7 protein-coding genes are annotated in these 25,113 nt (G+C 42.8%); all 7 read left to right on the top strand.

Translation table 11 applies throughout. The features are described 5' to 3' along the window. Positions 1–8 precede the first annotated feature (8 nt). Positions 9–263, top strand: coding sequence for a DivIVA domain-containing protein (locus GMD3S_RS0205935; protein ID WP_000028988.1), 255 nt, complete (start codon positions 9–11; stop codon positions 261–263). A gap of 16 nt (positions 264–279) precedes the next feature. Continuing rightward, the gene (locus GMD3S_RS0205930) at positions 280–1,074 is read left to right on the top strand and encodes a DivIVA domain-containing protein (protein WP_001123190.1); all 795 of its coding nucleotides are present in this window, start codon (positions 280–282) and stop codon (positions 1,072–1,074) included. Positions 1,075–1,326: 252 nt separating this feature from the next. Then, a complete protein-coding gene (gene ileS / locus GMD3S_RS0205925) occupies positions 1,327–4,119 on the top strand; it encodes an isoleucine--tRNA ligase (RefSeq protein ID WP_000768147.1) in 2,793 nt (930 codons plus the stop codon). 292 nt (positions 4,120–4,411) lie between these two features. After that, positions 4,412–12,040 carry a ZmpA/ZmpB/ZmpC family metallo-endopeptidase gene (locus tag GMD3S_RS0205915; protein ID WP_000149614.1) on the top strand — a complete coding sequence of 2,543 codons (7,629 nt, stop codon included), beginning with the start codon at positions 4,412–4,414 and terminating at the stop codon, positions 12,038–12,040. 248 nt (positions 12,041–12,288) lie between these two features. Continuing rightward, positions 12,289–18,714, top strand: coding sequence for a ZmpA/ZmpB/ZmpC family metallo-endopeptidase (locus GMD3S_RS0205910; RefSeq protein ID WP_237739125.1), 6,426 nt, complete (start codon positions 12,289–12,291; stop codon positions 18,712–18,714). 229 nt (positions 18,715–18,943) lie between these two features. Further along, positions 18,944–19,324, top strand: a complete 381-nt coding sequence (locus GMD3S_RS0205905) for a hypothetical protein (protein ID WP_000849881.1) — start codon at positions 18,944–18,946, stop codon at positions 19,322–19,324. A 233-nt stretch (positions 19,325–19,557) separates the two neighbouring features. Continuing rightward, entirely contained in the window at positions 19,558–25,065 is a 5,508-nt protein-coding gene (locus GMD3S_RS0205900) for a ZmpA/ZmpB/ZmpC family metallo-endopeptidase (protein ID WP_000713082.1), read from the top strand. Positions 25,066–25,113: the final 48 nt, after the last annotated feature.

Genomic DNA, 25,113 nt, shown 5'->3' with positions numbered 1-25,113 from the left:
GAAAAAATATGTCGATTACACCACAAGAAATAAGTGATAAAGCTTTCTCAAGAACATTCAGAGGCTACAATCAGGAAGAAGTTGACCTATTTCTAGATAAGATTTACTTTGAATTAGAGGAGATGATTCGATACAAAGATGAAACTGAACTCTATATCAAAAAACTAGAAGAACGTCTTTCCTATTATACGAATGATATTCCTAAGAGAACAGTAACAAGCGAGCAAGAACCAGAAGCAATTAATGATTCTATTTTTTATTAAGTAAGTGAGGAAAAGTATGCCAATTACATCGTTAGAAATTAAAGATAAAACCTTTGGCACAAGATTTAGAGGTTTTGACCCAGAAGAAGTAGACGAGTTTCTTGATATCGTTGTTCGTGATTATGAAGACTTGGTTCGTAGTAATCACGATAAAGAGACACACATCAAAAGTTTGGAAGAACGTTTGTCTTACTTTGATGAGATGAAGGATTCCTTGAGTCAGTCAGTTTTGATTGCTCAAGATACAGCTGAGCGTGTCAAACAAGCTGCTCAAGAACGTTCAAACAATATTATTCAACAAGCTGAACAAGATGCTCAGCGTTTGCTTGAAGAAGCGAAATACAAGGCAAATGAAATTCTCCGTCAGGCTACAGATAATGCGAAGAGAGTGGCTGTTGAGACAGAAGAGTTGAAGAACAAGAGCCGTGTATTCCATCAACGCCTCAAGTCTACGATTGAAAGTCAGTTAGCAATTGTTGAGTCATCTGATTGGGAAGATATTCTTCGCCCAACAGCTACTTACCTTCAGACAAGTGATGAAGCCTTTAAAGAAGTGGTGGGTGAAGTTCTTGGTGAAACTGTATCTTTACAACCAGAGGAAGAGCCTATTGATATGACTCGTCAATTCACACCAGAAGAGGTTGCTGAATTACAAGCTCGTATCGAGGCTGGCAACAAAGAATTAGCTGAGTTTGAAGCTCAACAAAATCAACAGACAGAAGAAAGTGACCAGCATGAAGAGTCAGTTGAAGTAGAAGCTACTGCAACAACTGAGGACGATGCAAACAAAGAATCTGTTCTTATCCTATAAAAAAATGTGAGAACAAGATCCAACCAACTATATTTTCAGCGAGCGGGAGATGGTGAGAGTCCTGCAATCCCTAGTGGTTAGATTATCCTCTCAAGCAATCCAGTCCGAAAACAGTAAGACTAGACGTCCCCCACGTTACGGGAAAAGAGGAAAAGAGACCCTGTCTTTTTTCGAACAAAGGTGGTACCACGATTTTCGTCCTTTTTGCGAATCGTGGTTTTTATTTTGTCATTTTAAATTAAAGGAGTAACAATGAAACTTAAAGAAACCCTCAATCTAGGGAAAACAGACTTTCCTATGCGTGCTGGTCTTCCAACCAAAGAACCAGTTTGGCAAAAAGAATGGGAAGAAGCAAAACTTTACCAACGTCGTCAAGAATTGAACCAAGGAAAACCACATTTCACCTTGCATGATGGACCTCCGTATGCAAACGGAAATATCCACGTTGGACATGCCATGAACAAGATTTCTAAAGATATTATTGTTCGTTCTAAGTCTATGTCTGGATTTTACGCTCCTTACATCCCAGGTTGGGATACTCATGGTCTGCCAATCGAACAAGTCTTGGCAAAACAGGGTGTTAAACGCAAAGAAATGGACTTGGTTGAGTACTTGAAACTTTGCCGCGAGTACGCTCTTTCTCAAGTTGATAAACAACGTGAAGACTTTAAACGTTTGGGTGTTTCTGGTGACTGGGAAAATCCTTATGTGACTTTGACTCCAGACTATGAAGCAGCTCAGATCCGTGTCTTTGGTGAGATGGCTAAAAAAGGCTATATCTACCGTGGTGCCAAGCCAGTTTACTGGTCATGGTCTTCTGAGTCAGCCCTTGCTGAAGCGGAAATTGAGTACCATGACTTGCTTTCAACTTCCCTTTACTATGCTAACCGCGTCAAAGACGGAAAAGGTGTTCTAGATACGGATACTTATATTGTCGTATGGACCACTACACCATTTACTATCACAGCATCTCGTGGTTTGACAGTTGGAGCAGATATTGATTATGTATTGGTACAACCAGCTGGTGAATCTCGTAAGTTTGTCGTTGCTTCAGAATTGTTGAATAGCTTGTCTGAGAAATTTGGTTGGGCTGATGTTCAGGTCTTGGCAACCTACCGTGGTCAAGAATTGAATCACATCGTAACAGTCCACCCATGGGATACGGCTGTAGATGAGTTGGTAATCCTTGGTGACCACGTTACGACTGACTCTGGTACTGGTATTGTCCATACAGCCCCTGGTTTTGGTGAGGACGACTACAATGTCGGTGTTGCCAACGGCCTTGAAGTTGCTGTAACAGTTAACGAACGCGGTATTATGATGGAAAATGCTGGTCCTGAATTTGCGGGTCAGTTCTATGACAAGGTTGTGCCGACTGTTATCGAAAAACTGGGTGATTTGCTCCTTGCTCAAGAAGAAATTTCTCACTCATACCCATTTGACTGGCGTACGAAAAAACCGATCATCTGGCGTGCTGTTCCACAGTGGTTTGCTTCTGTGTCTAAATTCCGCCAAGAAATCTTGGATGAAATTGAAAAAGTGAAGTTCCACTCAGAATGGGGGAAAGTTCGTCTTTACAATATGATTCGTGACCGTGGCGACTGGGTTATCTCTCGTCAACGTGCTTGGGGTGTTCCGCTTCCAATCTTCTACGCAGAAGATGGTACAGCTATCATGACAGCTGAAACGATTGAACATGTAGCTCAACTCTTTGAGGAACACGGTTCTATCATCTGGTGGGAACGTGATGCTAAGGACCTCTTGCCAGAAGGATTTACTCATCCAGGTTCACCAAATGGCGAGTTCAAGAAAGAAACAGATATCATGGACGTATGGTTTGACTCAGGTTCATCATGGAATGGAGTAGTGGTCAACCGTCCAGAACTCAAATATCCAGCAGATCTTTACCTTGAAGGTTCTGACCAGTACCGTGGTTGGTTCAACTCATCACTTATCACATCTGTTGCTAACCATGGCGTTGCTCCCTACAAACAAATCTTGTCACAAGGATTTGCCCTTGATGGTAAAGGTGAGAAGATGTCTAAATCTCTTGGGAATACCATTGCTCCAAGCGATGTTGAAAAACAATTTGGTGCGGAAATCTTGCGTCTCTGGGTAACAAGTGTGGACTCAAGCAACGACGTGCGTATCTCTATGGATATCTTGAGCCAAGTCTCTGAAACTTACCGTAAGATCCGTAACACTCTTCGTTTCTTGATTGCCAATACATCTGACTTTAACCCAGCTCAAGACGCAGTAGCTTACGATGAGCTTCGTTCTGTTGACAAGTACATGACCATTCGCTTTAACCAGCTTGTGAAAACGATTCGTGATGCTTATGCTAACTTTGAATTCTTGACAATCTACAAGGCCTTGGTGAACTTCATCAACGTTGATTTGTCAGCCTTCTACCTTGACTTTGCCAAAGACGTTGTTTACATCGAGGGTGCCAAATCACTCGAACGCCGTCAAATGCAAACTGTCTTCTATGACATTCTTGTCAAAATCACTAAACTCTTGACACCAATCCTTCCTCACACAGCAGAGGAAATCTGGTCATATCTTGAGTTTGAAGCTGAAGAATTTGTGCAATTGTCTGAATTGCCAGAAGCGGAAACTTTTGCCAACCAAGAAGAAATCCTGGATACATGGGCAGCCTTCATGGACTTCCGCGGACAAGCTCAAAAAGCCTTGGAAGAAGCACGTAATGCAAAAGTAATCGGGAAATCACTCGAAGCACACTTGACAGTTTATCCAAACGAAGTTGTGAAAACTCTTCTTGGAGCAGTAGATAGCAATGTGGCTCAACTTTTGATCGTGTCAGAATTGACCATCGCTGAAGGTACAGCGCCAGAAGCTGCCGTTAGCTTCGAAGATGTAGCCTTTACAGTTAAACGCGCTGCAGGTGAAGTATGTGACCGCTGCCGTCGTATCGATCCAACTACTGCAGAACGTAGCTACCATGCAGTCATCTGTGACCACTGTGCAAGCATCGTAGAAGAAAACTTTGCGGATGCAGTTGCAGAAGGATTTGAAGCGAAATAATCATAATAGAATCAAGTTGTCTCATAGTTTAAGATGAGATAAAAATGTAAAAGAGAGAAAGTTATTTCTCTCTTTTTTGTTGGAAAAAGTTTAGGACAAAGGGGGGAAATCTAATAATTTTGGAGTTCGTTTTAAATTGATTTTTGAGATTTTTTAAAAAGAGGAGTCGTTTTTTGGTACTTTTAAAAAGCATGTGTTACTTCTAAAAATCGCGACAAATAATTTGAATAATCAAGTGAAATCAGGTAGAATAGAAAGGATTGAATAATATATTGAAAAGGAAATCTTTAGAATGACACATCAGTTTTATGGAGAAAAACGACAGCGCTTTTCTTTCCGGAAGTTGTCCGTTGGGCTCGTTTCGGCGACTATTGGAAGCTTCTTTTTGAGTGGGCAAATAACTGGGGACTTGACTTCTGTAAAGGCAGCAGAAATTCAAAGTCAGCAGTCTGCTCAGGTCAAATACCACTACGTAGTGGAGTCTGAATTGACGGAGGCAGAGAAGAGTGCCTTGATCAGGGAGATTCCAAAGCATGTTGAGAATGCTTCAGAGACCTATTACTTAGTTTATCGTCCGACTACTCAAGGGGATTCGTCTGGAGTATTACCTAAGACAGGTCACTCCGGCCTTTGGGAATCAACTTTTACAGCGATGGGTCTTGCATTACTAGTGCTTGTAGTTGTTAGAGGCAGAAATGGGAAGAGGTATTTATCTTCGATCTTGTTGGTAACTGGAATGGGATCCATACTGCTATCTCCAACAGTCTTAGCAGTGACGAATATCGAACTTGTGGCATATAATCAAAGTCTTAACTTGGGTCTTGGAGATGCACTTCCAGCGCCATTGAAAATTGACGGTTACGACTATATCGGTTATCTAAAGAATGAAGAACAAAATGATAGTCATTTAGCTCATTCTGCTCTGAAGGAAAATCTGACACTTGATTTAGAGAAAGAGAAGGGAAGTGAACTTAAGCCGAGTGAAACAAATCCTGATATGAAAGAGATTGTTTCGGATAAGGGTGATGCTTTAACTGAGGGAGAAAGAGAAGCTATAGCTGCTAAGGAGAGAGAGTCTGCTCGTCTAAGCACCGTTTATGACTTGCCAGAACTAAAAATTAGTGAGCAGGAGTCAGTTCAAGAACTTCCTTATCAGACAAAATACCAATATTCCGATGAATTGTCTCAAGGGCAATCAAAAGTCATACAATCAGGTGTTCGAGGTCAACGTACAGTGGTGACTCGTCATTATCATGAGAATCAAGAAATCGTAAAAAGCGAAATGATTTCTGATCAAGTGACGCTTGAACCTGTTTCTGAAATTATTTTAGTTGGAACAGCTCCAACTAAGTCGATACCAAAAGAAACTCCAGTTCACGAAGTTCCGGAATTGTCAGAATATGGTACAACTCCTGAAACAGCGCCAGTTCACGAAGTTCCAGAATTGTCAGAATATGGTACAACTCCAGAAACAGCGTCAGTTCATGAAGCACCAGAATTGACAGAATATGGCACCAGTCCCGAGACATCTCCAGTTCACGAAGTTCCAGAATTGGCAGAGTATGGCACCAGTTCTGATACAGCTCCAGTTCAAGAGATTCCAGAACTGACGGAATATGGGACAAATCCTGATACAGCTCCTATTCATGAGAATTCTGAGTTGGAATTGACTACAAATGATGAGGTTAGAATAGAAAAGATTGATTTTTCTATTGACGAGCAATATACAGATGAGATTCCAGAAGGAAGTCATCAAATCACAACTCCAGGTGTTGAGGGAGAGCGCACGATTAAGACTCGTGTCTACAGTTCTAACGGTCAGGAAATCGACCGTCAAGAACTTTCGAATGAAGAAACCTTGGCTTCGATAACACAAATCGTCAAAGTTGGTACGGCTAAGCCAACTATGGTACCGAATGAAGCACCGAAAGCAGAGGCTTTACCAGAGTATCCGCTGACTTATACCGACGAAATTCGCGTAGAGAAAATTGCGTTCAATATCGAGGAGCAATATACGGATGAGCTTGTTCGAGATGCTCGTCAAATCGAGACTCCGGGTGTTGAGGGTGAGCGCACGATTAAGACTCGTGTCTACAGTTCTAACGGTCAAGAGGTTGACCGCCAAGAGTTGTCCAACGAGGAAACTCTAGCTCCCGTAACACAAATCGTCAAGGTCGGCACGGCTAAGCCAAACATGGTACCGAACGATCCACCGAAAGCAGACGCACTGCCAGAGTATCCGTTGACTTATACCGACGAAACTCGTGTAGAGAAAATAGCCTTCAACATTGAAGAGCAGACTACGGATGAATTGGTCCAAGATGCCCGCCAGATCACAACACCAGGTGTTGAGGGAGAGCGCACGATCAAGACCCGTGTCTACAGTTCCAATGGTCAAGTTGTTGACCGCCAAGAACTTTCGAATGAAGAAACCTTGGCTCCCGTAACACAGATTGTCAAAGTCGGAACTGCTAAACCAAGCATGGTACCAAGCGATGCACCGAAAACAGACGCTCTACCAGAGTATCCGTTGACATATACTGACGAAATTCGCGTTGAGAAAATAGCCTTCAACATCGAGGAGCAATATACCGATGAGCTTATTCGAGATGCCCGCCAAATCACAACTCCAGGAGTTGAGGGTGAGCGCACGATTAAGACCCGTGTCTACAGTTCCAACGGGCAAGAGGTTGACCGCCAAGAGTTGTCTAATGAGGAAACTTTGGCGCCCGTAACACAGATTGTCAAAGTCGGAACTGCTAAACCAAGCATGGTACCAAGCGATGTACCGAAAGCAGACGCTCTGCCAGAGTATCCGCTAACTTATACCGACGAAACTCGGGTTGAGAAAATTAACTTCACAATTCGTGAAGAAGAAACGGATGAGCTTGTTCAAGATGCCCGTCAAATAACAACTCCAGGAGTCCAAGGCGAACGTACCATTAAGACCCGTGTCTACAGTTCTAATGGCCAAGTGGTCGACCGTCAAGAGTTGTCTAACGAGGAAACTCTAGCTCCAGTAACACAAATTGTCAAAGTCGGCACGGCTAAACCAACCATGGTACCGAACGACCCACCGAAAGCAGAGGCTTTGCCAGAGTATCCACTAACTTATACCGACGAAACTCGTGTAGAGAAAATAGCCTTCAACATTGAGGAGCAATATACCGATGAGCTAGTTCAAGATGCTCGTCAAATCACAACTCCGGGTGTTCAAGGTGAGCGGACCATCAAGACTCGTGTTTACAGCTCTAACGATCAAGTTGTTGACCGTCAAGAATTGTCTAATGAAGAAACCTTGGCTCCTGTAACGCAAATTGTCAAAGTCGGAACGGCTAAGCCAACTATGGTACCAAGTGATGCACCGAAAGCAGACGCTTTAGAGGAGTTCGATTTAATTTCACTGCATAATCTCTTGGCAGAAGCGGATCAGATTAAAGCACAGGCCCGTTATTTCAACGATAGTCAGAGTCATCAAGCTAACTATGATGCTGCTTTGACGGCTGGTCAAGCGATTCTGAGCCAATCCCAAGCCAGCCAAGCAGAAGTCAACCAACTGGTGGAACAAATCAATCAAGCCAAGGCTCAATTAAGTGGTCTTGAAGTTGTTAAAACAGCTCTTCAGACTGAGTACGATTTAAATCCAACGGTTAAAACTTCGGTTAAATATAAGAATGCGGATTCAGAAAAGCAGACAGCTTATACTGACGAATTAACCAAGGCAGAAGGAGTGCTGAACAATCAAACAGCTACACAAGTACAGGTCAATCAAGTTCTTGCTAGCCTGACAGCAGCCAAAGAAGCTCTAAATGGAGTGCCTAAAGTCAAGCCGACTGTTTCCATTCTAAGTCTGACTGAGAATGTTGATGATAAGTCGGTGACGGTCCAATATAGATTGGAAGACCAGACCCAGTCCTTCCGCTCAGCGACTGCAGAATTGTACCAGGGAGATCAGCTGATTCGCACTCTTCCAATTACCAACTTTGCTGGCAGCTTGAAAATTGGTGACCTAGACTACTATACAGGCTATACTTTGAAAACCAAGTTGACTTATGAACTGGATAATGGCAGCTTTACTGAGTTTGAAACAGACAGTCGTAACTTTGAGTTAGAATACAAGAAGATTGCCTTCCGTGATATTGATTCCGTTGAGTTTTATCATAAAGAAAACGACCAATACAAGCGCTTTGTATCGATGAGCTCCATGCCTACGGATCTGTCTACCTACTTCGTTAAGATCAAATCAAGCGAATCCAAGGAAATTCTCCTACCAGTTCATAGCATTTCTGAAGCAGAGAAAGATGGCAAGGCCGTCTATAAGCTTAATGTAACCCTTCCTGAACTCGTCCAAGAAAGTGAAGCGGGCTACAAGTCTGGGCACGACTTCTACATCAGTAAGGCAGTCCCTAGTCAGCAAAATGTCTATACTAGCTTTGCTGGATTGGTAGACGCTATGAAGCGAAATATGGCAGGAAATTATGTTCTGGGAGCTGATTTGGATGCGAGCGAGGTCAACCTAGCTCCTGCGGACTATGTCTATCTCAAAGGGAACTTCACCGGCAGTCTGACGGGTAGTCAAAATGGCAAGCAATATGCGATTTACAATCTAGCCAAGCCTTTATTTGAAAACCTCAAGAGTGGGTCTACCATTTCCAATATCGACTTTAAAGATGTGAATATCGTGGGTACCTATGACTCAGCAGCACTTGCACGCAATGCGGAGAATGCGCGAATCACAGATGTTTCTGTTCAGGGAAGAGTATCGGTAGTAGGCAACGCTTCTAACGTAGCGGGTCTTGTAGTTAATGGAACCAATACGAAGATTACAAATAGTTCCTTTACGGGGACTATCCTATCTAACAGTCAACACATCAAAGCTTATAATGTAGGTGGTTTGGTTGCAAGCCTTAAAGGAGGAGAATCTCTTCTTAGCCAAAGTAAAGCAGATGTAACGATTATTAGTGGAGCTCGATCAAATGAACAACGTATCGGTGGTTTGGTTGGACGTCTAGAAAATAATGCTCGAATCACCAAATCTTATGTGACAGGAAAAGTATATAATTCAACCACTAACGGTCAAATCGGTGGAGTGGTCGGCTCGAACTACTTTAATGGTTTAGTTGATAATGTGATCAGCAATGTTAGCGGTACAAACGTTTACAGTATTTCTGGAGATCAGGGCTACAAAAACGACCGCATTACGCAAGCCTATAAAGTTGCCAAGAGTGAAACCTTGAAAAACGATCAGTTTGTTACTTCTACCATTACTCAAGAAGAAATGGAAGAAAAACTGACTGCTATGAACATCACGACTAGCCTAGATGACACGAATCTAAATATGCGTTTTGTCGACTATGGTGAAGTAAACAATGCTCAATTCGACCGTGGATATTCTTATGCAAATATGGAGAAACTGCTTCCTTTCTACAATAAAGAAACCATTGTTTCGTTTGCGAACAAGATTCCGAAAGAGCATAAGTTGAATAAGGAGTACCTACTGGATGTTGTTCCGATGAAGGGTGACCAGATTATCACTGATATCCATAGCAATAAAACAGCAATCAATCGTTTGATGCTTCACTACATGGACAATACTATTGACTACCTAGAAATATCTTATCAGGGAGATTTCGTAAATCGAGGCATTGCTGAGTATAGGATGAAGGGATTAGACCTTCTTTATACTCCAGAAGCCTTTGTATCAGATTATACTAGCATTCTAAATCAAGTGTTGCCAGAGCTGAATAAGGTCGTTCTTGATTCGCCAGCTATGCGAACAGCTCTCGGAGTAGCAGCAGATACTTCTTTGGATGAACTATACTTAGATACTGCATTTACGCAAGTGAAAAGCAAGCTATCAGGTGAGCTTCGCAAAGTGCTAGCTATGGATAAGGCTATCAATACTGAAGGTGAAGTAGTTAAGGATTATCTTGTTAAGAAGATTCTTGCTGATAAAGAAGCTTTCCTATTGGGTCTGACTTACCTTAACCGTTGGTATAATATCAACTATGACAACTTTAATGTTAAGGACCTATCGGCTTACAAGATGGATTTCTACGGTAAAAATGACGTTTCGGTTCTTGATACAATCATTGCTTTAGGGAAATCAGGACTTGAGAATCTCAAGGCTAAGAACAACTATACAGCATATGATAATTCGCTCTCTGAAGCAACTGGCAAGCGAGGACTCTTCAATTACCTTGAAGGCTACCGTCAGCTCTTCCTGCCATACAAGACCAATAATGAATGGCTCAAGACCAATACAAAAGCCTACATCGTTGAGGCTAAGTCCGATGTAGCAGAAGCGAGACAGCTTCAGGACGCAGCTGAGGGCAAGAGCAAGTACTCTGTCGGTGTTTATGATAAGATTACTGCAGATAATTGGGAACACAAGGGCATGCTCCTGCCACTCTTGACCATGACAGAGAAAGGTGTCTATGCTATCTCCAATATGTCTACCATCTCCATGGGAGCTTATGATCGCTACCGCCTGGATGCCAATAACAGGGTGCGAACAGACGCAGAACTAATTGAATATGTTGAAGACAGAGTGAGAAAAACAGCTGAATACCAGCGCGACCACTATGATTTCTGGTATAAGATTCTGAGTCCAGAAAGCAAGGACAAGCTCTTCCGTTCTGTTCTGGTTTATGACGGATTCTCATTGGTTGACAAGAATGGTCAAAAATATTGGGCTCCAGCTAATGATAAAAAATCTCTAGCTATGCAGGAGTTCTTCGGACCTGCTGGCAAGTGGTATCCAAGCAAGGGCTATAATGCCTATGCTACGGGTAGTGTAACCCACTTTGATGCTGCTAAATTGTTGGAAGACTATGGTAACTCAGTTTACACGCATGAGATGACCCATAACTCTGACGGTGCTATTTACTTTGAAGGATATGGTCGTCGTGAGGGACTAGGTGCGGAACTCTATGCTCGCGGACTCTTGCAGTCTTCGCCAAGCCCAGATGAACCAACTATTACGCTCAATACTCTCTTCAAGGTGGACAAGGATTCTAAGACACGTATGCATACCTATAATTTCAAGGAACGTGTTCAAAATGCAGCAGACCTTCAACACTATGTCCATGGTATGTTTGACATGATCTACACCTTGGATTATCTAGAAGGTACCTCTATGCTGAAGCAGAGTGATGATGCGAAACTTCAGTGGTTCAGAAAGATGGAGAATTACTATATTACAGATAAGTATGGTAAGGAGACTCATGCTGGTAACCAGACGAGAAGCTTCACTGCTGAAGAAATCAAGCAATTAAAGACCTTTAACTCTCTCATTGAAAATGATGTGATCACTCGTCGGGAGAATAAGGAAAGTGGGAAATATGGTCGAAATGGCTACCTCAGTCTCAGCCTCTTCTCACCAATTTACTCAGCCTTGAGCAATCCAAATGGAGCGCCAGGTGACGTTATGTTCCGTCGCACAGCCTATGAATTACTGGCAGCCAAAGGCTACCATGAAGGATTTGTCCCTTATGTTTCTGGTCAGTACTCTCAGGAAGCCTTTGATGAAGGGAAGAAAACGTGGGACGGATGGTCTGGAAGAGATGTTGGTCTCGTGACTGACCAGAAAGTCTTGGAAAATGTATTTAAAGGTGAATACACCTCTTGGGCAGCCTTCAAGAAGGCCATGTACAAGGAGCGAATTGATCAGCTGACCAAGCTGAAGCCAATCACCATTGAGTACGAGCTTAAAAATCCAAACAGTACCAAGAAAGTAACCATTCGTTCTTATGCAGAGATGCAGCAGTTGATGGACGCAGCCGTGGCAGAGGATGTACGCAACATTACCAATGCTACTAGCCGTGTCGAAGCTAGCTGGGTTAACCTGCTCAAGAAGAAGATTTACAATGCTTATCTTCGTGAGACAGACGACTTCAGACAGTCTATTTTCAAGAAATAAGGAAACGATTCTGTTTGATTAAAATTTGAAAATTCCTAGGTTTAAGGCTACCTAGGAATTTTTCTGTGGTTTCTCCATGATCTTGTTTGTGCATTCAAGACCTGATAAGATAAGGATTTTGACAGCGTAAATGAACTGAAAAGATTAGCAGTTTTTTGTGGCTATTATTTATAGCAAATAAATTGAATAATCTAGTAAATTTCGGTAGAATAGAGGGGATTCAAATCATGATGAAGGAAAGATTAGAAATGAAAAGAAGTTATTTAGGAGAAAAGCACCAACGTTTTTCATTGAGAAAAGTTTCGGTTGGTTTAGTTTCTGCTTTGGTAGGGGTTTTCTACCTTTTTAGTGGAGGAGGTTCTCTTGCAAGTGTAGCAGCCAGTGAACAGACGCCATCCGTCACAAAACAGATTCACTATAAGTATGTGACAGAAAGTGAGCTCACGGACCAAGAAAAGCAATTGGTAGTCAAAGAATTGCCACAGTTTGCTGAGGAAACAGATGATACTTACTATTTGATTTATCGTCCGACGAGACAGCTGCCTGCAACTGGTCACAGCCAACTCATTAGCTCAATTGCAGCAGGGGCAGGCATTGTGCTACTGGTCGTAGCGATTAAACTGGGCAGAGATGATCGCAAGAAACTTGCTTCATTCATGCTTTTGACCAGTCTAGGAAGTCAGCTGATTGCGCCAACTTCCTTGGCTTTGACAAATCAAATGCTGGCAGACTATAATCAGGAATTGACTGTACAGGTCGGGGAAACATTGCAATCCCCACTTACGATTGAAGGCTACCAATATGTAGGGTATTTGAAATCTCAAAAAGAAGTAAACTCTCCAGTTGATGGCAAGAAAGAGTTGAATCATTCGGCTCCTATTGATACTCCAGTCCAAACTTCGAACGGAAGCCAAGCGCAGGAAGAGTATCGTTCTCAGAAACCAAGTGATGCTCCTGTATTTGAACAACCAGAGTTAAAGGTTGATAGTAAAGATACCAGTCGTACAGAGATTATTCCTTTCCAAGTGGTGGAAGTAGAGGCGGATGATTTGCCGCAAGGTCAAACTGAGGTGATTCAGGCAGGGAAAAATGGTAGTCGTACCATCGTGACCCGCAGCTACTTTTTAAATGGTCAGGTGATCCATACAGAGGAGGTTTCCAATCAGGTAACGACTGAGCCGACTTCTGAGATTAGAAAAGTCGGAAGCAAGATCCCTTCTCCTACAAAACCAAGCCCAGGGGAGTCCGTTAGCGAGAAACCAACAGACGCTCCAATAAATGAAGTTCCAAGCTTAAACGTTGAAGAAAAAGATGTTACCACAACAGTGGCTGAACCCTACACTCGAGAACGAGTAGAGAGTGATAGCTTGCCAGTTGGCCAAATCAAGATAACTCAAGCTGGTCAAGATGGCGTGCGTACAATCGTCACCCGTCAGTACATGGTAGATGGAAAAGTAGAGAGAAGCCAGGAACTCTCTAACGAAGTGACGACTCCAGCGGTCTCAGAAATCGTAACAGTTGGAACAGGCCCTGTTAGCGAGAAACCAACAGACGCTCCTGTAAATGAAGTTCCAAGTCTAGAGGTTGAGGAAAAGGATGTTACTACGACGGTAGCAGAACCCTACACTCGAGAACGAGTAGAGAGTGATAGCTTACCAGTTGGCCAGACCAAGATAACCCAAGCTGGTCAAGATGGCGTCCGTACGATTGTCACCCGTCAGTACATAGTAGATGGCAAAGTAGAGAGAAGCCAGGAAATCTCCAACGAAGTGACGACTCCAGCGGTCTCAGAGATCGTAACGGTCGGAACAGCTCCTGTTAGCGAGAAACCAACAGACGCTCCTGTAAATGAAGTTCCAAGCTTAAACGTTGAAGAAAAGGACGTTACCACAACAGTGGCCGAACCCTATCCAACTAAGGAAGTGGAAAGTGCAGACCTGCCTTTGGGGCAAAGGGAAGTTAGCCAAGCTGGTCAAGATGGTGTCCGTACGATTGTGACTCGTCAGTATTTAGTAGATGGAAAAGTCGAAAATACAGAGGAAATCTCTAACACTATCACAAAAGAAGCAGTTCCTCAGATTATCAAAGTCGGTACAAAACCAATTTCTACAAATGTGGATCACGCTCCTGTGGAACCAGAAAAAGGAACTCTCGACCTCGAACCCTTACACCAATTAGTGGAGGAGGCCGATAGCATTCAGAAAACGCATCAGTATTTCAATGATACCACTGCAGATCAAGAGTCTTATAAACAGGCAGTCGCAAATGCCCAAGCTCTCTTTGAGGCATCTCATGCTAGTCAAGAACAGGTTGATTCTTTGAAAAAAGCCCTTGAAACTGCTAAGAATAATTTAGACGGCCAACCTGTTGATAAGAAAACTCTTGGAGTTGAATTTGACATGAAGGATGTGACTCAGTCTACAGTTGCTTACCAGTATGCTGATGAACAAACCAAACTCCGCTATCGCCGTGCTCTAGATCAGGCCAAGCTCGTTTTGGACAATCCTTTCGCCAATCAAGCCTTGGTCGATCAAGTTCGGACGGATCTCGAGGCCGCTCGTCAAGCTCTGGATGGTGTCAAGAGAAAACCAACCCTCTCTCTAGTCCGTGTCGAGAAGGAAGAAGACAAACGCCAAGTTTCTCTTAGCTATCACTTGACGGATGCTACAGCTAGCTATCAATCAGCCAAAGTGCAGCTATACAAGGGTGAAACGTTAATTAAGGAAGTCGACCTTGTGGATCTCACTCAAAAATTGACGCTTGATGACTTGGACTACTATACTCCTTATACCCTCAAAACTGTCATGAAATATGACCTGGGTCAAGGGGAACAAACTAGTATAGAGGATCAACGTCCAGTTCAGCTAGATTATAAGAAGGTTGAAATCAAAGATATTGATCGTATCGAACTGTACGGTAAAGATGGTAGTCGCTACCGACGTTACCTATCCCTGTCGGAAGTGCCGTCTGATTTGGACAACTACTATGTCCGCATTCAGTCAGACAAGTTCAAGGATATGCTCTTACCTGTTACTAAGATTACAGATAAGGGCAATGCCTATTCCGTAACGGTATCAGCTAATCAGCTCGTCGAGGGAGAAGGGGATCATTATCGTCCAGATTACTCTTTTGAACTGCCGAAAACGCCTCTTAGTCAAGAAGGTGTCTATACGTCCTTCAAAGCGCTCGTAGAGGCCATGAAGTCAAACCCGACTGGAAACTTCACATTAGGAGCGGATGTTTCAGCAGATGAACTCCAGTTGGAACAGTCTGCGACAAGCTATGTACCAGAAGAATTTTCAGGTAGCCTAACTAGCCGAGTGGATGGCAAAGATTATACCATCTACAACTTGGCAAAACCACTCTTTGCAACCTTGAAAAATGCCACCATCCAGCAACTGACCTTGAAATCGACTGCAGTTACAGGCAAGGATTCTATAGGGGCCTTGGCTAGCAACGCTCAGAACGCAACGATTACGGATGTTTCTGTAAGTGGTAGTCTATCTGGGAACAAGCATATCGGTGGACTCGTAGGAGTTGCCCAAAACACAAAACTAACCAATGTTGCCTTTAAAGGATCCATCACCAGCACCCAAGATGGAGGGCAGGAGTACAATATTGGTGGCCTGGTCGGTAATTTCCACGGCAACCAATCACTGGCGCAGAAGAGTCAGGCAGATGTATCTATCCAAGTAACGGGTAGAAACGGAGACCAGCGTGTTGGAGGCTTGATTGGTCGCTTGCAAAATGGAGCTAGATTAGAAACTTCTTATGTGAGTGGTTCTATCCAGAATGGAGGTCATTCTGGCCAAGTCGGTGGAGCAATCGGGTCTACTTGGAACAATGGACAGGTCCGAAATGTCTTGACCAGTGTCAAGGTTCAAAATGGTCATGCGATGACAGGAGATCCCTATCCTGAGGCTTCTGTTCGGGACTCTTATGTTCTTGAAGGAACTACAGCAAATCGAAAAGATGAGCGTTTTGTCCGTTCTATTTCAGAGGCCGATGCGCAAGCCAAACGTCAGTCCTTTAGAATCACTTCGAACTTGACGGACCAAGAGCCATTGCAGCAAGCTTACCAGCATCAAACAGACTATAGTCGAGTGAGGGGAGCTCAGGAGTCCAGAAAGCAAGCCTACGAAAATGTAGAAAAACTATTACCATTCTACAACAAAGACTTCATCGTTCATACAGCTAACCAATTAGCTGAAGATGATAAACTCAACAAAGTAGCCCTGCTAGATGTGGTTCCGATGAAAGATGAGACACTGATAACAGATGTCAACAGCCATAAGGGTGAAATCAATAGACTGATGCTGCATTATGCAGATAAGACGATCGCTTATCTTGATCTGACCTACAAGGGTGATTTTGCCAATGGCCAGATTGCTGAATATAGCATCGCTGATAAGAATTTGCTCTATACGCCAGAAGTCTTCCTATCTGACTACCAGTCTATTAAAGAGAGTGTCTTGGATGAACTCAAATCTGTGACCTATGACTCGGCTGCAGTGCGTAAAGTATTAGGGATTGGTGAAACAGCTTCCTTAGATGATCTTTATCTGGAAAAAGCCTTTGAACAAATCAAAGCTGAACTAGGTCAGGAGCTCCTCAAGGTACTTTCAGTTGACAAGTCGATCAACACCCTAGGCCCTGCCGTAGCGGATGCGATTAGCCAAAAAATTCTGCAGAACAAAGAGGCCTTCATGCTTGGTCTGACCTATCTCAACCGATGGTACAATGTCAACTATGGAACGTTCAATACCAAAGATCTTAGTGCCTATAAGTTTGATTTCTTTGGCAATCAAGCAGCTTCGACACTGGATACTATCATCGCTCTCGGGAACTCTGGAATGGGCAATCTTCGAGCGCAAAACAACTTCAATGCTTACCGACAATCCCTAGCCAAGGAAAAAGGCAAAGGAGACCTCTTTGCTTACTTAGAAAGTCTGCGTGAACTCTTCTTGCCAAATAAAACCAACAGTGAGTGGTTCAAGGAAAATACTAAGGCTTATATCGTAGAAGCTCGTTCAAGTCTGCCAGAAATTCAGGCTAAGCAAGACAATGCAGATCGTAAGAGTAAGTATACAATCAAGGTCTACGACAGACTGACTCAGGGAGATTGGGGCTTCAAGCAAATGGTCCTCCAACTTCTGACCTTACCTGAAAGAGATGTCTATATCATCAGCAATATGTCGACTATTGCCTTTGGTAGCTTTGGAGGCTACAGGAAAGAAGGTGGTAGAGTTCTCTCAGGCGAGGAACTCCATCGACACGTTGAAAAACTTGTGGATCAATCAGCTGAATGGCAACGAAACCACTATGACATGTGGTACAACATTTTAAGTCCAAACAGGAAAGACACTCTATTCAGACGGGTGATCGTTACAGACGGTTTCTTTCTTTATAATGATAAAGGCCAGCAATATTGGGCTCCTCGTAATGATAAGACCTCTGTTGCTATGTATAATTTCTTTGGCCCTGCTGGCAAGTATCACGGAGACAATGGACTAGGAGCCTTTGCAAATGGTTATGAAGTCTTCTATGTCTATGACCAGATGCTGGGAGCTTCTGGAACCATGGTCTATACCCATGAAATGACCCACAACTCGGATGGTTCTATCTATTTTGAAGGACATGGTCGTCGTGAGGGTGAAGGACCTGAGAGTTTTGCTACAGGGATGTTAGAGTCTGTAACCAATGTTAGCGAAAAAGGTCTCGTACTTAATAGCTTCTATCAAGGAGATAAAGATTCGACCACACGTTACCATACCTATGATCCTGTTGCTCGATTCTCCTCAGCAGATGCTCTTCGCGACTACATGCATGGAGTTTTTGACGTACTGAACCTTCTGGATTATGTAGAAGGGGATATTGTTACTGGAGTTCTAACTGATCAACAGAAAATGAAATGGTACCGTAAGGCTGAAAATTATAACTTTGAAAAAACTTCTTATGGTAAACAAGCTCACGCTGATGATCGAATTGTCCCTATAACTGCCGAAGAAGCAGCCAAACTAAAATCTGTTGATGATTTGGTTGATCATAATATCATTGGTCGTCGCGATGGTTGGGATAGAGCTAACTTTGGACGAAATGGCTACTATGTCATCAATATGTTTGCTTCCTTCTATGCAGCTCTGGACAATCCAACTGGTGCACCTGGGGGACTTATGTTCCGCCGTAGAGCTTATGAATTGCTCGGAGACAAGGGTTACCAACAAGGATTTGTCCCATATGTATCTGGCCAATACGCTGGCCAAGCGCTTAAAGAAGGTCATAAGACCTACTCAATCTGGAACAGAGGAGATGTCGGAGTAGTTGGAGATGATTTGGTTTTCAAAAATCTCTATGGTAGCCAGTATGAATCATGGAAGGATTTGAAGAAAGCCATGTTGAATGAGCGATACAACAAGGCTCAAAACTTCCTTCGCCCTATCACTATCGAGTTTGAAGCAGGAAAACTAGATAGCAAACGACAAATTACGATTTCTTCTTATGAGGAATTACAAGATTATATGTACTTAGCAGTACTAGCGGATGCCTCAGCTAAGAACATTGATCGTGCCTTATCAGACAGCTCTAAGAGCAGTGTCGCCCAACTCAAGTATCGTATTTTCAACGCTTATCTACGTGCCACAGACGACTTCAGACAGTCCATCTTTGAAAGATAGACACGAAAAAAGAAGATCCAAGTGATCTTCTTTTTTAGGTGAATGGCTTGCTTAGTACAAAAACGAATGAATTTACAAATAAATTGATACAGGACATATTTCTTACTCTAAATATCTGGAGAGAAATTGGAAAACATTCATCATCTAGTATACTCGTTTCGAAATTTCTTTTGTTTTTCATGAAAATATGATAAAATGATAGTTGTAAAATTTTTTTAAGGAGATTCGGATGAAAACAAAAGCACTTGCTCGCGTAAATGCGATTTTTGGTCTTATTTCAGGTATCGTCTTGCTGTTGGCACCTCTTGTTATGTTTATGATAGCTGTCGGGGCTGCTGCAGCGACGGAGGACTCTGATGCAACAGTTGGTATATTGACGATTTTTTCAATCATTTTGGCATTGGTAAAAATTGCTGTCTTGGTTTTAGGAATTGTGTCTATTGTCTATTACAAGGACGATGAGCGTGTGACCCCTGCACCGTCTGTTTTGTTTATCGTGGGTGGTTCTGTTGGATTGATCCCATTCTTGGGCTGGGTAGGAGGAATTCTGACAATCATTGGTGGATCCCTCTATTTTGGACTTTTGAAAAAGTTCGAGATTCAAGAATAATGACTTTTTGTTAGGAATATTTTCAAATAAGAGAAGGCGCTTAGCCTTCTTTTTTTGTCATCAACGACGGATAAATTTTACAAGATAAATAAGCTTTGACATTCGTGAAATCTAAAGCATTTATTGGAGACAAGGAAGTATTTTTATAGTATAATGGTGGATGTGAAATACCTATATCAAAATATAATGCTAGTTATTTTCTTGATAGAAGGTAAAAGTTGAGAGGATTTAAAATGAAAAAGTTTTTTGGAGAGAAGCAGCATCGTTTCTCCTTACGAAAATTAGCAATTGGACTTGTGTCAGCTTCGATTTCAAGCCTATTTTTTGTGTCCATTGCGAGTAGTGGAACCGTATTTGCTCAAGAAAATGTAGCTGTTCACTACAAATATGTGACGGATACGGAGCTGAGTGGGCAAGAGAAGGACTTGATTGTCAAGGATATTCCGAAGATTGCGGAAGATAGTGAGAGCACCTATTATCTAGTCTACCGTATGGATGAGAAAGCCCAACTAGGTCAGTTGCCCAATACAGGTGGGCAGAATAGCCTTACTAGTGTTTTAACTGGTGGAGCCCTAGCTTCAATTGGCCTTCTTATTTTTGTCGTATCGAAAAAGAAAGGCAAAAAGAAAGCCCTCTTGAATGTGATTTTGGTAACAGGGATGGGCAGTGGTTTGGCTTCTTCAGTTCAGGCTATTGAAAATCAACTTTTGCTCCAGTACAATCAGGAATACCAATTATCCCAAGGAGATAGTCTGCCTTTGCCACGTGCCTTATCAGGTTATACTTATCTAGGCTATATTAAGCAAGACAAAGAGATTAATCAGCAAGAAACTGCTGCTAGGGATCAGAAACTTGACTATACAGTTCAACCTCATTTCCAAGCCAACGAAGGTGGACAAAAGGCAGGAGATGAGCAGAAAGCTCCGTCTTCAACAAGCCCTGCAGACAAGACAATCCCTTCTCAAGATTTATCTAATAAAAAGCCGTCTGGTATTGCTAGTGTAGATCCTCAAGACGAAGTCTTGGCTGGTCGCGTGAACAAACCAGAGCTCTTATACAAAGACCAAGAGATTGTAACCAAACTAGATGTTTCAGAAGTGGTGCAGGAAAATCCAGATCTAGCAGAGGGAACCATCCATGTCAAACAAGAAGGTCGTGCTGGGAAGAAGATTGAACTTGTTCGCATTTTCACGGTTGAAAACCAAGAAATTTCTAGGGAAGTTCTCTCAACTAAGGTAGAAGAAGCCTTGCCACGTATAGTAGAGAAAGGGACTAAGAAGGCAGTAGCTGCAAGTGAAGCACCTCAGTCTGCAAGAAAAGGAGAGCCTGAGACTCAGGCTCCATTACCAGAATATACAGGCGAGCAAGCGGGAGCGGTTGTAGCCCCAGAGACAGCTGAAAAACCAGAATATACAGGCACCCAAGCTGGAGCAGTTGTTGAACCCGAACAAGTCGCTCCGCTACCTGAGTATCAGGGAACCCAAGCTGGTGCTATCGTCGAGCCAGAACAAGTTGAGCCAGAGGTTGGGGGTGTCCAGTCTGGGGCTTTGGTGGAACCAGAAACGACTGACAAACCAGCCTATACAGGCGAGCAGTCAGGAGCAATCGTAGAGCCTGAACAGGTGCCACCAACACCAGAATATACAGGAACTCAAGCAGGAGCGATTGTTGACCCTGAGATAGCTGAAAAACCAGAATATACAGATACTCAATCAGGTGCGATAGTGGAACCTGAGACTCAATCTTCCTTACCAGAATATAAAGGTGAGCAAGCAGGAGCCATCGTTGAACCGGAACAAGTCGCTCCTCTTCCAGAATATACTGGCAATACCGAGCAAGTAAAACCGGAAACTCCGACAGAAAAACCAAAAGAAAAAGACCCAGAGAAGACGCTTGAGCTAAGAAATGTTTCGGATCTGGAGTTGTATAGTCAGACCAATGGTACTTACAAACAACACGTTTCTTTAGACGGTGTCCCAAGTAATCCAGACACTTACTTTGTCAAGGTTAAATCCTCGTCATTTAAAGATGTCTATTTACCAGTCGCTTCAATAACGGCAGAAATAAAAAATGGGCAGCCAGTTTATAAAATCACAGCCAAGGCTGAGAAACTCCAGCAAGAGCTAGAAAATAAATATGTTGATAATTTCACCTTCTACCTAGCTAAGAAGGCTAGAGAGGAAACGACAACCTTTACTTCCTTTAGCAACCTAGTCAAAGCTATCAACCAGAATCTCTCTGGAACCTATCATTTAGCAGCTAGTTTGAATGCCAACGAAGTGGAGTTAGAGCCTGAAGCTAAATCCTACATCAAGGGTACCTTTACTGGTCAGTTGATCGGTGAAAAAGATGGCAAGCAGTATGCTATTTACAACTTGAAAAAACCACTGTTTGAAACTTTGAGTAGTGCCACAGTAGAAAAATTGAGTCTGAAAAATGTCTCCATTTCAGGGAAAGATGATATCGGTGCATTGTCCTATGAAGCTCAGAATGGCACAAAGATTCAGCAAGTTCACGTTGATGGTGTTCTCGCCGGTGAACGTGGTATCGGTGGTTTGCTGGCAAAGGCTGAGCAATCAAGCATCACAGAGAGCAGTTTCAAGGGAAGAATTATCAACACGTATGAGACGACTGCTGCCTATAATATCGGTGGTCTGGTCGGTCATTTGACAGGTGACAAGGCTTTACTTACTAAGTCAAAAGCGACAGTAGCCATTTCATCCAACACAAATAGTTCAGATCAGACAGTGGCTGGTCTTGCAGGTCTAGTAGATCAGGATGCACAAATCCAAGATAGCTATGCTGAAGGCGATATTAACAATGCCAAGCACTTTGGTAGAGTCGCGGGAGTAGCAGGCTATTTGTGGGATCGAAAAACTAATGAGGAACAGCATGCTGGAAGATTGACCAATGTTCTCAGTGATGTCAATGTAACCAACGGAAATGCCATTACCGGTTACCACTATAATGGAATGAAGGTGAAGGACACATTCAGCAGCAAGGCAAACAGAGTCTACAATGTCACCTTAGTCAAGGATGAGGTCGTCAGCAAGGAATCCTTTGAAGAAAGAGGAACAATGCTAGATGCTTCCCAGATTGAAAGCAAGAAAGCAGCCATCAATCCTCTCACTCTACCAACAGTGGAACCCCTCTCAACAAGTGGCAAGAAAGACAGTGATTTTTCTAAGGTAGCCCATTATCAAGCTAAGCGCGCCTTGGCTTATAAGAACATTGAAAAATTGCTACCTTTCTACAACAAGGCAACCATCGTCAAATACGGAAATCTGGTCAATGAGAACAGTCTGTTATATCAAAAAGAACTCTTGTCAGCAGTTATGATGAAGGATAACCAAGTCATCACAGACATTGTTTCCAACAAAGAGACTGCAAACAAACTCTTGCTTCACTACAAGGACCATTCTTCTGAGAAGCTTAATCTCAAGTACCAGGATGATTTCGCCAAATTAGCAGAATATAGTCTAGGCGATACTGGACTTCTCTATACGCCAAACCAATTCCTGTATGACCAATCTTCCATCATCAAGCAAGTCTTACCTGACTTACAAAAGATTGACTATCATTCAGAAGCCATCAGAAAGACACTCGGTATTTCTCCAAAAGTCGAGCAGACTGAGCTCTATCTAGAAGACCAGTTCGCCAAAACAAAACAACATTTGGAAGACAGTTTGAAAAAACTCTTGTCAGCTGATGCTGGACTTGCCGGTGCTAACCCAGTCACCAAGGGTTATCTTGTAGATAAAATCAAACGCAACAAGGAAGCCTTGCTACTTGGCTTGACCTATCTGGAACGTTGGTACAACTTCAGCTATGGTCAAGTAAACGTCAAAGACCTGGTTCTGTACCATCTGGACTTCTTTGGTAAGGGAAATGCTTCACCACTGGACACTCTTATTGAGTTAGGTAAATCTGGCTTTAACAATCTTCTAGCTAAGAATAATGTCGATACTTATGGTATCAGTCTTGCCAACCAGCATGGAACAACAGATTTATTTAGCACGCTAGAAAATTACCGAAAAGTCTTTCTACCAACCACAAGCAACAATGACTGGTTTAAATCAGAGACTAAGGCTTACATCGTTGAAGAAAAATCCACTATCGAAGAGGTGAAAGCGAAGCAAGGATTAGCTGGCACCAAGTACTCTGTCGGTGTTTATGACCGCATCACGAGTGCCACATGGAAATACCGCAATATGGTCTTGCCTCTCCTAACCTTGCCAGAGAAATCAGTATTTGTCATCTCGACCATGTCTAGTCTAGGATTTGGAGCCTATGATCGCTACCGAAATAGTGACCATAAAGCGGGCAAGGCTCTCAATGACTTTGTTGAAGAAAATGCGCGTGAAACAGCCAAACGTCAGCGAGATCACTACGATTATTGGTATCGCATTTTAGATAATGAGGGACGTGAAAAACTCTATCGTACCATCTTGCTTTATGATGCCTATAAATTTGGTGATGACACAACCTCAGGAAAAGCTACATTGGAGGCTAAGTTTGATAGTTCCAATCCAGCCATGAAAAACTTCTTTGGACCAGTTGGCAATAAGGTAGTTCACAACCAGCATGGAGCCTACGCAACAGGTGATGGCGTCTACTATATGTCTTACCGTATGTTGGACAAGGATGGCGCCATTACATATACCCATGAAATGACCCATGATTCCGATCAGGATATCTACCTTGGCGGCTATGGTCGAAGAAGTGGCTTGGGACCAGAGTTCTTTGCAAAAGGTTTATTGCAAGCCCCTGACCAACCAAGTGACGCAACCATTACCATCAATTCTATCTTGAGACACTCAAAATCAGATAGTGCAGAGGGCTCCCGTCTGCAAGTCTTGGATCCGACAGAGAGATTCCAAAACGCATCAGATCTTCAGAGCTATGTCCACAACATGTTTGACCTCATCTACATGTTGGAATATCTCGAAGGACAATCAATCGTCAACAAACTGAATGTTTACCAGAAAATGGCGGCTCTCAGAAAAATTGAGAACAAGTATGTGAAAGATCCAGCAGATGGAAATGAGGTTTACGCCACTAACGTAGTCAAAGAATTGACAGAAGCAGAGGCCCAAAACTTGAATAGTTTTGAAAGTTTGATTGACCACAACATCTTATCAGCTCGTGAGTACCAGACTGGCGACTATGAACGAAATGGCTACTATACCATTAAACTCTTTGCCCCAATCTTTTCAGCTCTCAGCAGTGAGAAAGGCACGCCAGGGGACCTTATGGGGCGTAGGATTGCTTACGAACTTTTGGCTGCCAAAGGCTTTAAGGATGGAATGGTACCTTATATCTCAAATCAATACGAAGAAGCTGCCAAACAAAAAGGTCAAACTATCAATCTCTATGGGAAAGAACGAGGATTGGTGACCGATAAACTTGTATTGGACAAGGTATTTGAAGGCAAGTATGCATCTTGGGCTGCCTTTAAGAAAGCCATGTATAAAGAACGTGTGGATCAGTTTGAAAACTTGAAACAAGTGACCTTTAAAGATCCGACAAAACCATGGCCAAGCTATGGGACCAAGACCATCAATCAAGTGAGTGAATTGCAAGCCCTCATGGATCAAGCTGTTCTCAAGGATGCTGTAAGTCCTCGTTGGAGCAACTATAATCCAGAGTATGATAGTGCCGTTCATAAGTTGAAGAGAGCAATCTTTAAAGCTTATCTTGACCAAACAAACGACTTCAGAACCTCTATTTTTAAGAAATAAGGGTTGGAAAATGAAAAGGGAGGATCGACAGATCTTCTCTTTTTATGT

The sequence above is a fragment of the Streptococcus sp. GMD3S genome (genome assembly GCF_000298695.2).
Taxonomy (GTDB): domain Bacteria; phylum Bacillota; class Bacilli; order Lactobacillales; family Streptococcaceae; genus Streptococcus.
This window is presented reverse-complemented; position numbering and strand designations above follow the sequence as displayed.

Coding starts and splice junctions, on each gene's coding strand:
- GMD3S_RS0205935 (WP_000028988.1), top strand. CDS start 9: ATGTCGATTACACCACAAGAAATAAGTGATAAAGCTTTCTCAAGAACA.
- GMD3S_RS0205930 (WP_001123190.1), top strand. CDS start 280: ATGCCAATTACATCGTTAGAAATTAAAGATAAAACCTTTGGCACAAGA.
- ileS (WP_000768147.1), top strand. CDS start 1,327: ATGAAACTTAAAGAAACCCTCAATCTAGGGAAAACAGACTTTCCTATG.
- GMD3S_RS0205915 (WP_000149614.1), top strand. CDS start 4,412: ATGACACATCAGTTTTATGGAGAAAAACGACAGCGCTTTTCTTTCCGG.
- GMD3S_RS0205910 (WP_237739125.1), top strand. CDS start 12,289: ATGAAAAGAAGTTATTTAGGAGAAAAGCACCAACGTTTTTCATTGAGA.
- GMD3S_RS0205905 (WP_000849881.1), top strand. CDS start 18,944: ATGAAAACAAAAGCACTTGCTCGCGTAAATGCGATTTTTGGTCTTATT.
- GMD3S_RS0205900 (WP_000713082.1), top strand. CDS start 19,558: ATGAAAAAGTTTTTTGGAGAGAAGCAGCATCGTTTCTCCTTACGAAAA.